The following is a 12,162-nucleotide window of genomic DNA, read 5'->3' as shown; positions in this document are numbered from 1 at the left end:
TCTGTTTTTTCATTGATATTTAAGTTGAATTGAAATCCTATGACTCCCCCTTCTCCTGAGCTTCTTGAGCAACCTACGTCCAGCAAGTCCCTATTACCAGCCGTTTATATCGTAGGAGCGGGACCAGGAGATCCTGAGCTACTCACCGTTAAGGCTCAGCGCATTATCCAACAGGCAGATGTAGTGGTTTATGCCAATTCTCTGGTGCCTAAGGAAATGCTGAGTCTATGCCATGACGGAGCAGAATTGATCCCCACCGCGACCAAGACCCTCGAAGATATCGTTCCGATGATGATTGAGAAGGTACGATCGCATCTTTCAGTCGTTCGACTCCACTCAGGCGATCCCTGTCTGTATGGGGCTGTTCACGAGCAAATACAGGCTTTGGCAGAAGCAGATATTCCCTTCGAAATTATCCCTGGTATTAGTGCATTCCAGCTTGCTGCAGCTAAATTGCAGGTGGAACTCACCGTACCCGAACTGGTACAGACGATTATTTTGACGCGTATTAGTGGCCGAACTCAAGTTCCGCAAGCAGAAGAGCTTGCCAGTTTAGCAGCTCACAAAGCCAGCCTTTGTTTGTATCTCAGTGCCCGCCATGTAGACCAGGCTCAACAAAAATTGCTGGCTCATTATGAACCGGATACCCCTGTAGCCATCGGCTTTCGCTTAGGGTGGCCCGATGAACAAATGTGGGTTGTGCCGTTATCTGAGATGGCAAAGGCAACTGAAGACCATGAGTTGATTCGGACGACCCTCTACTTAATCAGTCCAGCATTGCAGGCCACTCATTCTCAAGCGAGATCACGGCTGTATCATCCTGAACATCGACATCTATTTCGACCGGGGACCCATTGAGCTTCGTTAGCCGACAGCCCCATAGCGATTGATATTTGGAACACGGTGAGGCATTTTCTAGATCTGTGTGGAGAAAGCCTGTCTCGATCTCTCGCTTGATAATGATCGACAACGGCTAGTCAAGCATTCATAAAGCAGCTAAAAACTAAGCCTGTAAAGAATTACAGCAGCTCGAAGACGATCGCACCCTAAAAACTAGAGATTTTCGTTGACATTTCTTTATGTTGCTGTTACATTAATTTACATAAGGTTACAACACACATGAGTTCCACGGAGTCCACACACATGAATACCTCTAATAATTTCTTCGGATTTAATCCCTTTGCTGAAGCTTGGAGTGGCCGTTTAGCCATGGTTGGTTTCTATGCCGCCATCGTAATTGAGCTAGTCACAGGTAAAGGCGTTTTGCATTTCTGGGGCTTGATGTAAGCCGCTATTTTGCTCTCGACCTTTTATGAATTACAAGCTGACTATTTAGGAGATTAAATCACAATGAATACTCAACCTTCTTCTGGTTTTAGCGTCTTTTCCGAAACCTGGAATGGTCGCCTCGCTATGATTGGCTTTACTCTAGCCATCATCACTGAAGCCTTGACAGGTCAAGGTATTCTGGGCCAGCTCATCGCTTGGTTTAGCTTCTAAGAAATTCTTTCCACCCGCTAGTGTTTGTCTCTCCTCTCACTTTAGCTGGGCAAGCAGTAAAGATTAAGGTTACCGCGACCTTGATTACGTAATGAAGAATTCTATCCGTAAATCGGTTATGAGTTCTCTAATCATATTTAGTTATTAGTGTTATCACTCTCATCCAGGCCCAGCCATTGCGCTGGGTTTTTTATTATCTACAAAATGCAATGCAAACTGGAGCAATGTATTTACTTCACCCATATCTAGAGAACGGTTGAAAAAAGATTACACAAATGCTTGACAAATCGTTACAAGAGCAGTTACATTTATTTACATAAGGTTATTTCGATTACGGAGTCAAACGACATGAGTACACAAAATCCAATCTGGGGCTTCACCGACTTTGCAGAGACTTTTGGTGGTCGTCTAGCAATGATGGGCTTCTTCCTAGCCATCGTGACTGAAGTCATGACTGGTCAAGGGATTGTCGGTCAAGTTGCAGCTTTACTAAATTTCTAAATGTCAGCTTGGGTAGCTTGCGAAATATATAGCTACCCCCAATATTCTCTTCTTCCTTGTCTATTAGCCCCAGCTTTACGCTGGGGTCTTTTATATCCAATAATCTCAACTCTCCGTAGACATGAACAATTCATCTGTTAGCAAAGATTCCATTACGACCTATCTACGAGAGATAGGTCGGTTTCCTCTGTTGAATCACGAAGAGGAAATCATCTTTGGCAAACAGGTACAACGTTTTATGACTTTGCAAGATCTCAAACAGGGCCTCCAAGAGCACTTAGATCGAGAACCCACACAGGCAGAATGGGCGGACAAAGCTGAGATATCGGTCTCACAACTCCAGAAAGAGCTGAAGTTAGGCCGAAAAGCCAATCGCAAAATGGTGGAATCTAATTTGCGCCTGGTGGTCTCGATTGCCAAGAAGTACAACAAAGCTAAAGTTGAATTTTTGGATTTAATTCAAGAGGGTACAATTGGCCTCCAACGAGGTGTCGAGAAATTTGACCCGATGAAAGGCTATCGCTTTTCTACTTATGCTTACTGGTGGATTCGCCAAGCCATGACCCGTGCGATCGCAGAACAAGAACGAACCATTCGCCTCCCTATTCATATCAATGAAAAGCTCAGTAAACTGCGCAAGGTAAGACGCGAACTGTCTCAAACACTACATCGCGACCCCACTGTGGCGGAGCTGGCAGCAGAGATGGATCTGCCCCCTAAAAAAATTGAGGACTACCTCAGCTACGCTCGCCGCTCCATTTCCTTAGATATTCAGATTGGTGACCAGCAAAATACAGAACTGTGGGAATTGCTGGAAGATCCGAATGAATCTCCAGATAAATATGCCACGGCCTCTTCGCTACGGTCTGATTTAACGAAGCTGTTACAGGATCTTAGCCCCCAACAACGGGAAGTGATTACGTTGCGATACGGCTTGATTGACCAAAATCCACTGACCTTAGCCAAGGTGGGAGAACGTCTGAACGTCAGCCGAGAATGGGTCCGCCGGGTGGAGCGAGAAGCCTTTAAGATTTTGCGATCGCAAAAAGTGATGCTGCAAGAATATATGGCTATTTAATCGCGAGAACACCTCCCGCCAGTCTTATACCAAGCTGTGCCTGAAGGTGTAACTCTCAAACTTGTGAAATCCAAGACTGAGTTGGCTTAGCAAATAATCAAAATTACACTCTTAGGTGCTAATTGGTATTAGCCCCAATCCCGATAGGCTTTTGCCTAGACGGGAAATTTTCTCATGGGGGATCACTCTCAGTTCGCCAGCCTTATTCGATGATTCAGAGGCTAGGTCACTCAACGCTGCTACAAACAGATGGGGTAGAGCAAACGTTTGCACTCCTAAACCTGTAATTTACGATTGTGAGCTAATCTCTTCTGCTAGCAGCGGGACCGCAATAGATTCAAACCAACCCCAATTCAGTTCACAATGACGTTACATTAACCGTGCTTTTTGTAAAATACTTTACAAATTTGAGTTATAAAAATTCTTGAATAACAGCATTAGTACACCTTATTAGACTGTATTCTAAAAAATATAGAGCTGAAATTAAAGCAAAAATTATTAAATAAACGATTTATATCTTATAAAAATCCTTAATTAGCTATTTAACTCTCTTTATTTTAACTGGAGCCTCTTTTTTAGCTAAATAGATTTCACTTCAGAGACTTCATTAAAAGTCAAACTCAGTCTTGACAATTCGTAACATTTTAATTAGTATGGTTAACATAACGTTACATACGGAGTCCACTATGTTTGCACCTATCGTTGTTCTTACTCGCACTGCTGTTGGTACCCCTCGATTTACCAAACTCAGAGGCAAAGCGATCGCTCTGCATTCAAAAGCCATTACCAAATTCTGCAATCAAATTGGTATTGAACGGACTCAGCGCCAAAGCTGGATTCGTCTTGCCCGTGATAATGGCAAGCGCTTAGGTCTCCTTGCCTAAACTGATTTAATGTCGCCCAGCCTAAAACATTGATATTTCGATTGTCCAAGGTGGATTTTTACTGAAATCGATACGATGAAGAAAGTTGCCTTCAAAACTTAGAGATTCAATCTCCGCCTTACTCCCTTGACGACTCTCAACCATGAACTATTCTGCTCAAACCAAACTCATTCGATACTTGCGAGACGAGCTGTTGATCCCAGCTGATGCGATCGCACTTGCGATTCGCCAGCAACATCATCTTTCGAGTCAACTTCCCATCATTCTTTGGCAGTTTGGCTTTGTTTCTCTTAAGCAACTAAACCAAGTATTTGAATGGTTAGAACGTACAGAGTCTTCAAATAAAGTGGGAGCTTCTCCAGCCACCTGAACAAGCGATTTATCAAAAGTTAGGGAGCGAACCATGCCGATTAAAGACAAGCCTCAACGTCCCCGTCCAAACCTAATTACAAGTCTGCTGCTATTTCTACCTGCAATCTTGTTAATTGCAAATTTGGCCTTACCCTATGTCATGGGTCCTAGAGTGCCACGGGTTCCCTATAGCTTCTTCATTGAACAAGTCCGAGATGAGCAGGTTGCCCGAGTGTCTGTGGGGCAAAAATTAATTCGTTACAAGCTAAAAGAGGGAGTAGCTGAACAAGCTCAGCTTTTAGAAACCACTCCTATCTTTGACCTAGAACTCCCCAAGCTCCTCGAATCCAAAGGCGTTGAATTCGCAGCCACGCCTCCTCCAAGCAATCGCTGGTTCACCACCCTACTAAGCTGGGTGATTCCCCCCGTTATCTTCGTCGCCATCTTCCAATTCTTTAGTCGTGGTGGCATGGGCGGTGGTGGTCCCCAAGGTGCTCTGTCTGTGACTAAGAACAAAGCCAAAGTCTATGTCGAAGGCGATGACAATAAGGTCACCTTTGATGATGTTGCTGGTGTAGAAGAATCTAAAGCTGAACTCGAAGAAATTGTCGAGTTCCTCCAGTCTCCTAAGCGCTTCACTGATATTGGTGCCAAGATTCCCAAGGGTGTTCTTCTAGTGGGTCCTCCGGGAACGGGTAAAACGTTGATGGCTAAGGCTGTCGCCGGTGAAGCTGGGGTTGCGTTCTTCAGTATCTCGGGTTCAGAATTTGTAGAACTGTTTGTTGGTACTGGTGCGGCCCGAGTCCGGGACTTGTTTGAACAAGCTAAGAAGAAAGCGCCTTGCATTATCTTTATTGACGAATTGGATGCCATTGGTAAATCTCGGTCTGGTGGAAATGGTTTTGTCGGCGGGAATGATGAGCGGGAACAAACCCTCAACCAGCTCCTAACTGAAATGGATGGGTTTGGGGCTGGAGATGCAACTGTTATCGTTCTTGCTGCAACTAACCGTCCTGAGACTTTAGACCCAGCACTACTGCGTCCCGGTCGATTTGACCGTCAAGTACTGGTAGACCGTCCTGATCTCACGGGTCGTCTGGCTATCTTGGAAATCTATGCCAAGAAAGTGAAGCTCGGTGACAATGTTGACCTTAAGGCTATGGCCACTCGTACTCCTGGTTTTGCCGGGGCTGACTTAGCCAACTTGGTGAATGAAGCGGCACTACTAGCAGCCCGACGCGGCAACAAGGTGGTGGAGACTCAAGACTTTGCTGAAGCGATTGAGCGAGTGGTGGCTGGTCTAGAGAAGAAGAGCCGTGTGCTCAATGAGAAGGAGAAGAAGATTGTGGCTTACCACGAGGTCGGTCATGCCCTTGTCGGGGCCAAGATGTCCGGTTCAGATCAAGTGGAGAAGATTTCCATTGTTCCTCGCGGTATGGCTGCCTTGGGTTACACGTTGCAAGTGCCTACGGAAGATCGGTTCTTGTTGAATGAGGCTGAGCTGCGCGGTCAGATTGCCACTCTGTTAGGTGGACGGGCTGCAGAGGAGGTCATCTTCGGTAGTATCACGACGGGTGCTTCTAATGATTTACAAAGAGCGACGGATCTAGCGGAGCAGATGGTGACGTCTTACGGCATGAGTGAGGTGTTAGGTCCTCTAGCTTATGACAAGGGGCAGCAGAATAACTTCCTCGGTGGGGGGATGAATGCTCGCCGTGCTGTCAGTGATGAGACGGCCAAGGCGATTGATAAGGAAGTTAAGGGCATTGTGGAGACGGCTCACCAGGAAGCGCTGACTATCCTGAAGGGAAATAAGGAATTGCTGGAGATGATTTCTGAGCAGTTGCTGGAGAAGGAAGTGATTGAGGGCGATGGTCTCCGGGAGATGCTGGCTAAGGTCCATCCTGAAGTCCATGTCCAGACTGCGGATGAACAGGAGCCTGTCGCTCTCTAGTCCTAGTTGAACTTCCATAGCAAAAGCCCTTCACTGAGCAATTGGTGAAGGGCTTTTGTTTAAGGCTTTATTAGCGGTTGACCAGTTCACGGAACCATTCATCCTCACGAAAATCAACGAAGTGAGTATCACTGCGGGCTTGTTCTCGAAAGCTTGGGTTCAGCTTGATGGCCCGCTCTAGATTTTCTAAACCTAAGGCTGTCTCACCTTGGAGGACATAGCAGACTGCTTTGCCATAGTAAGCATTGGGGTAATCCGCATTAATCTCTAGGGCTTTGTTGAGGCTAACCAGAGCATCACGATCACGTTCTAGCTTGATCAGGGCATACCCTCGATGGCTCCAGGCTTTATAGGCTTCAGGCTTATGATTAACGGTATGTTCAAAGGACTCAAACGCTTCTTCATGGCGTTCTAAAACTTGCAGAGCTAATCCCCGATTCAACCAGGCAGCAGCATCCTCAGATTCATGTTGAACGACATGATCAAACGAGGCAAAGGCATCTTCATGACGTTGGAGGATGCCCATCACAAATCCTCGATTCATCCAGGCATTGCGATGGTTCGGTTCAATGGCAATCACACGGTCATAGGTAGAGAGGGCTTCATCCCAGCGCTGGAGACGCTCTAGTAAAGTGCCACAGTCCATCCAGTTGTGGGGCTCTTCCGGCTGCAGCTTTGCCGCTTCTTTGAAAGCCCCGAGCGCGCCTTCATATCGCTGTAAGTCCTTCAACACTTGGCCTCGGCGTTGCCAAAGCTTAGGATCCTCTGGGGTCAGCTCAATCGCTTTATCTAGGGAGCCGACAGCTTCTTCAAACAGCTTTAGCCCGCTCTGGGTTTCGGCCCGTTGGCACCAAAGTTGAGGATCATCGGCTTTTAGCTCCAACGCCTGATTATAGACAGAGAGGGCCTGGCGGAAATTGCTGTTCGCTAGTAGCTCGTCTCCTTGCCGGATATAGTCCGCAACATCCAGGAATAGATCGGGATGATTGGCCTGTAGGCGCTCTAAAGGCCCCAATGCCGTCTGCAATTTCTGATCAATTTCTGCCACGGCGTCTCCAGCGAGCTGGGCTGGAGATAGGGCTGCTAGCTGTTTGAGAATCTGATCTTTGCGAGCTTGGGCATCCGTTGTAATGGTCGCTAGATCCTGTTCTGTTTTCGCTTCTATGGCTTGCAAAGACTGCTGGGTTTGCTCTTGGGAACCTTGCAAATTCGTCTTCAAGTCGGCCAGCTGACTGGACACCTGTAGGGTCAGCGCTTCGAGGTCTTGAACCGCCTGCTCTTGGGTCGTTTGCACCTCTGTCTTTAGGTCTACCAGCAGAGTAGAGGCATTGTCAGTCAGGGCCTGAACATCGGCTAGGGCATTGGTCTTTTCAGTATCTAACTGAGTTCTGTAGTTGAATAGCTGAGTCGTGAATTCAGACTCTTGTACCTGGAGCCGTTGCAGTGTCTCACTGGCCTGGGATTGGAAGGTTTCTTGCGCTTCTGTGAGCTGACGGGTAATTTCGGTACCGACCTGTTTGAGACGCAGGAGGAATGAATCTTTTTTCTCGTTCGCCTTCACCTGGAGCTGGCCTTCAATCTCCTCAAGCTGGGGGGTGAAATCACTTTCTAGCTGTTTGAGATTTTGCAAAATCAGTTCCCACTGTTTACGGGCCTCTTGCTGAAGGTCAGACAGTTGGGTGACATATTCCGCTTTAGAGGTGGCAAGATAGCCAATTAAGGTTTCTTTCTCCGTTTGAGCAACGGCTTGTAAAGCCGACATTTGCGGCCCAAAATCATTGCTCATTTTTTCGACCCGTGTCAGGATCTTGTCCTGCTCCTGTTCGCTCTTGTTTAAGAGTTGGGACAATTGGGTTTTGAAATCTGTCTCGGACTGCTTCAAACGGTCTAGAAATTCTGTTTTTTGAGCCTGGGCATCGGACTCGACCGTAAACAACTGGGGTTCAATCTCTTCACCGAGGCGTTTGAGATGGGCCAGAATCGTTTCCTGTTCGGTTCTCAGTTCCGTATCTAGGGTGGCAAATTTGGCGGTTGAATCGGATTCAAAGGTTGCGATCGCAGCTTCCGTATCCGTCAATGACCCTTCGATTTTATGGAGGATTTGCTGTTGCTTGGTGGAAAATTCTGCCAGCATATCTGACAACCGCTGGCGCTTGCTGGTTAAGTCTTGATGAAACTGCTCCGACTCTTGATGTAAGTCCGTATCGAGATCTTCGGCCTTTTGCAGAATCACCTCTACAGCATCCGCTGCATCCGCCAGATGTCCTTTCAAGTCCCGCATCTCTCGCAGGTGTTTTTGCACCACCTCTGCGACCTCATGCACCACGGCCCGTCGCAGGAGAATCAAACTTGCAATGGCAGTGGCCAGAATCAACCCCAGCACCACTAAAAACCAGTTAAATAAAGTTGTGGTTTGATTAACGGCTTGAGTCGCCTCTGCCTGGGCTTGTTTTTGGCCTTCTCGTTCCTTTTGCAATTCTTCCAACAGCCGCTGCATCTCTTGCTGATCTACGACAGGGACAGCAGGTGATGAAGAAGACTGGGCAAACGCAGGACTCAATAGCAAAGTCGAGAGAACAACGCTGTACCAAATAGATGTGTTGAGAGTTTTGGATTTCATCAGATCTTCCTCACCTGGGTGGGGTGTGCAATCACCTTCTTTATAAGGTAATCAAAATTGAGACGGGTGCTTGCTGTGTACCTATCATAGTAAGGGCCTAGGGAGCAAGTTCTACCACCCCAGCGACTCCTGCAAGAAATGGACAAATGAATCCTCTTTCGAGTTAACCGCGCTTCAAGTGTAGCGGGGGTGATCTAGATTTAAAAGTCCTTAAATCATGTCATTTTATTCTTTCACTCGTATGAAATTTGCCATAAAATAACACAGTGGCTAGACTTGGGCTTTACGGTTTACACAAACCCTAGATGTCGAACCTGCCCAGAATTCGAGCGTACCGTCTTTACTCAATAGCAGCCCGCACTGCTCAACTTAATGTATAGCGCCAGCAAATCTGTACTGCTCCTACAGCCTCTAAAATTTCAGGCTCAAGTATGGACAACAGCCCTACAATCCCAGCAGATCGAAGTCATTGAAGAGCCTGCCGGAATCAGTTTTTCGCAACTAGCAGGCCAACGAGATGCCATTGAACGGGCCAATATTGGCTTGCTGTTAGTGGACTTAGGGGCTCAGCAACTGAATGCCTTTGATGTTTGTCGGTGGTATCACGACAATTACCCCGATCTCAAGCTGATCCTGACAGCAGGGTTACGCCAAAAAGTCCTGTCCACTGAGCGGCGATTAGCTCTAGAACAGGGCGCTGAAGATTTATTCCCTGGATTTCAGCAAGATAATATTTTGCCTACGGCCATTGGTCGGGTCAGACGAATCCTGGAGATATTGAGATATCATCCCCTGGAAGAACAGGATCTGATCGACGATCTGATGACCTTCTATCGCCATGGTGCCGTTCCGGCCCATAAATTACCCACACCCACAGAAATGGCGTTTTCGACATCTAGACAAAGCTGTCCCATAGACTTAGACGAAAACCCTCAAACCTCCACCATCATCCTGCCAGAGCGGGCCTATTCCGTGCAGCGGTTGTCGAGCCCCGAAGAGCCTCCTGCCCCCGTTCAACCCCCATCTATCCAGAAATCCAAGCTGAGCAAGTTCTATCTCAAAGCATCCTTAGTGACGTTGCTCCTCTTAATTGCAGGGTTTTGGGGATGGTTACGGTCGCCGAACCAACTCCAGCTCAGCCCCGGTCAGGGCGCTGCTACTTTGGCACTCACACCCACTTTTTCAGAGGTGCCAGATGTTCCAGAAGGGCTTTATAACTATGGTGGTAGCGCCACTTGGGCATTGATACGTCCCGAAGTTGAAGATGCGATCGCAGAGGTGTATCCCAACCTTCAATTACGCTATGTAGAAACGGTCAAGGGCACGCCTGGTTCGGGTCAAGGCATCAAAATGCTCTTGGATGGCAAAATTGACTTTACCCAATCCACCCGACCGCTCAATGACGAAGAATATGCGATCGCCATCAAAAGAGGCTTCAAAGTTACCCAACATGCTATCGGCTTGGATGGTATCGCAGTCGTCGTTCACCCCTCCTTAAATGTGCCAGGGTTAACGGTTGCCCAACTGCGAGACATCTATCTAGGCAATATCAACAATTGGAATCAGCTAGGTGGCCCCGATCAAGATATTATTCCTTTTTCTCGCCAATCTGGAGATTCCGGCACCGCTGATTATTTTCAAGAGTATGTGCTGCAGAATGAACCCTTTAGTTCTAGCGTTGTCCCCATCTACTCCACCACAGATGCCTTGCGCCAATTAAACCGTGCCACTGGCGGTATTTACTACGCTTCAGCAGCTGAAGTGCTCTATCAATGTATTGGCAAACCCATTCCCTTAGGTCTCAGTCAAGATCAGCGGATACCACCCCAACAGGGAAAGCCAACCCAAAATTGTCCCCCCGCTCGTAATCAGCCTAACTTAGCTGCCTTCCGAGATGGTAGCTATCCCATTACCCGCCCCCTCTACGTCATCGTCAAAGAGAATAAAGACCGGGAACAGTTGATTGGAGAAGCCTATACAGACTTGATGTTGAGCGAACAGGGGCAAAAGCTCATCGAACAAGCAGGTTTTGTCAGAATTGAGTAACGCCACCTTTGGCCCAGTGACCTTGAGCAATAGCAACGTTTAGATGTCATCAGCGTCCCGATGAACGGTCTCGGGCGAAAAGGCAGGTAAGCAGACTGCAATATATTCGGCGCCATTGGGTGTACTGTATCGAATCCATTCTCCGGGTTCTGTAACAATGGCTTGGCCTGCGTTCACCTCCAATACGCCCCCTTCATATTCAACTCGCAATAATCCTTGCAAGACAACGGTCATTTCCTGGAATTCGGGTTTTTGTCCGGGTTCTTGCCAGCCTGCGGGAGATACCATGCGGGCGACGCTAATATGGTCATGCTTGGAATTCACTCGTCCACAAAATTCTTCAATCCGTTTGGGTTTATTCCCAGCAGCAGTGATGATCGTAGGCTGGTCTATAAAAGTCGGCATGACAGTCTCCTTTAGAGCTTGAGGGCAAAATGATAGCTGCTGATTTGCAGGCCTTCCCGCTGGTAAAACCGATGGGCATCCAAACGTTGCAACCCAGAATCTAAATGCAATTGAGCACAGTCTTGCTGACGAGCATACTGGATGAGCCAATCTAACAGTTGGTGTCCGTAGTTTTGCGATCGCATCTGTGCATCGGTGATCAAATCATCCACATACAAAAATCGGCCCCAAGCTAGGCTTTCGCTAATTCGAACCCCAGCAACAGAACAGACACACTCTGAATTGGATGCATAGGCCAATTGGTACCCGGCCTGCATCTGGCTTTGGACTTGAGTAACAAAGTCGAGGAGTGTTAGGTGCGCTCTTAACTGCACCATCACCGGGTAACAGGCCCGAATCTGGTCATCCGTTGTTGCAATCTGAATGGAAGTCACGCTTGTTCTGACAAAGTCTTGATCAGGTTCGGTACGATATCTGTTTCTACGATAGAGCCAAACTAAGTCCAGAGAATATCTTTCCGCTTTCGATACGCTACCCCGCTTTGGAATGCAGCACCTGATTTAGGAACGGGTTCTCCATATATACTTCTGGATAAAAAAGCCTGCTGGTAGAGGTTCGATGCGGGCATATCGAGGGTAATGCATCGGTTTAATCGCCTTTACTGGAAGGTAATTCTATTGACCTTTGCGTTAAATCATATGACTTGGAAAGGGAGTAAGGGGTGGGATAAAAGTAATGGGAACATGAAGCAGAAGTTTAGGTAGAATTTAAGATTTTATGGAATTTTTCTCGTAATTATGGGCACAACATCTGATAAATATTG

General features: G+C 47.3%; 12 protein-coding genes. 9 read left to right on the top strand and 3 right to left on the bottom strand.

Annotated features, from left to right (window positions below):
* Positions 1–39 precede the first annotated feature (39 nt).
* From cobM to ftsH4, 8 genes are all read left to right on the top strand, one after another.
* Entirely contained in the window at positions 40–858 is an 819-nt protein-coding gene (cobM, locus tag I1H34_RS07220; protein ID WP_212665005.1) for a precorrin-4 C(11)-methyltransferase, read from the top strand.
* A gap of 285 nt (positions 859–1,143) precedes the next feature.
* Positions 1,144–1,287 carry a hypothetical protein gene (locus I1H34_RS07215; protein ID WP_010470165.1) on the top strand — a complete coding sequence of 48 codons (144 nt, stop codon included), beginning with the start codon at positions 1,144–1,146 and terminating at the stop codon, positions 1,285–1,287.
* A gap of 63 nt (positions 1,288–1,350) precedes the next feature.
* Positions 1,351–1,500 carry a chlorophyll a/b-binding protein gene (locus I1H34_RS07210; protein WP_212665004.1) on the top strand — a complete coding sequence of 50 codons (150 nt, stop codon included), beginning with the start codon at positions 1,351–1,353 and terminating at the stop codon, positions 1,498–1,500.
* 348 nt (positions 1,501–1,848) lie between these two features.
* Positions 1,849–2,001 (top strand): high light inducible protein, encoded by a 153-nt coding sequence (locus I1H34_RS07205; RefSeq protein ID WP_212665003.1) that lies wholly within the window; start codon positions 1,849–1,851, stop codon positions 1,999–2,001.
* Positions 2,002–2,122: 121 nt separating this feature from the next.
* Entirely contained in the window at positions 2,123–3,079 is a 957-nt protein-coding gene (locus I1H34_RS07200) for an RNA polymerase sigma factor, RpoD/SigA family (protein ID WP_212665002.1), read from the top strand.
* Between the two features lie 686 nt (positions 3,080–3,765).
* A complete protein-coding gene (pgr5, locus tag I1H34_RS07195; protein ID WP_212665001.1) occupies positions 3,766–3,963 on the top strand; it encodes a cyclic electron transport protein PGR5 in 198 nt (65 codons plus the stop codon).
* Between the two features lie 142 nt (positions 3,964–4,105).
* On the top strand, positions 4,106–4,333 hold the full coding sequence (locus tag I1H34_RS07190) for a DUF2949 domain-containing protein (protein ID WP_212665000.1): 228 nt from the start codon (positions 4,106–4,108) through the stop codon (positions 4,331–4,333).
* Positions 4,334–4,366: 33 nt separating this feature from the next.
* Complete coding sequence (gene ftsH4 / locus I1H34_RS07185; RefSeq protein WP_212664999.1) at positions 4,367–6,268, top strand: ATP-dependent zinc metalloprotease FtsH4; 1,902 nt, start codon at positions 4,367–4,369, stop codon at positions 6,266–6,268.
* Positions 6,269–6,338: 70 nt separating this feature from the next.
* Here ftsH4 and I1H34_RS07180 read toward each other — a convergent pair whose 3' ends face one another.
* The gene (locus tag I1H34_RS07180; protein WP_212664998.1) at positions 6,339–8,888 is read right to left on the bottom strand and encodes a TPR end-of-group domain-containing protein; all 2,550 of its coding nucleotides are present in this window, start codon (positions 8,886–8,888) and stop codon (positions 6,339–6,341) included.
* Between the two features lie 372 nt (positions 8,889–9,260).
* Here I1H34_RS07180 and I1H34_RS32060 point away from each other — a divergent pair, with 372 nt between their 5' ends.
* Positions 9,261–10,934: a phosphate ABC transporter substrate-binding protein gene (locus tag I1H34_RS32060; RefSeq protein ID WP_249369887.1), complete on the top strand. Its 1,674-nt coding sequence runs from the start codon at positions 9,261–9,263 to the stop codon at positions 10,932–10,934.
* Between the two features lie 39 nt (positions 10,935–10,973).
* Here I1H34_RS32060 and I1H34_RS07170 read toward each other — a convergent pair whose 3' ends face one another.
* Together I1H34_RS07170 and I1H34_RS07165 are read right to left on the bottom strand one after the other, a co-directional pair.
* Complete coding sequence (locus I1H34_RS07170) at positions 10,974–11,339, bottom strand: cupin domain-containing protein (RefSeq protein ID WP_212664997.1); 366 nt, start codon at positions 11,337–11,339, stop codon at positions 10,974–10,976.
* Between the two features lie 11 nt (positions 11,340–11,350).
* Positions 11,351–11,773 (bottom strand): GNAT family N-acetyltransferase, encoded by a 423-nt coding sequence (locus I1H34_RS07165; protein WP_212664996.1) that lies wholly within the window; start codon positions 11,771–11,773, stop codon positions 11,351–11,353.
* Positions 11,774–12,162 lie beyond the last annotated feature (389 nt).

The organism is Acaryochloris marina S15, assembly GCF_018336915.1.
In the GTDB taxonomy this organism is placed as follows: domain Bacteria; phylum Cyanobacteriota; class Cyanobacteriia; order Thermosynechococcales; family Thermosynechococcaceae; genus Acaryochloris; species Acaryochloris marina_A.
Note: the sequence above shows the minus strand (reverse complement) of the source record. Positions and strands in the feature narration are given on the sequence as shown.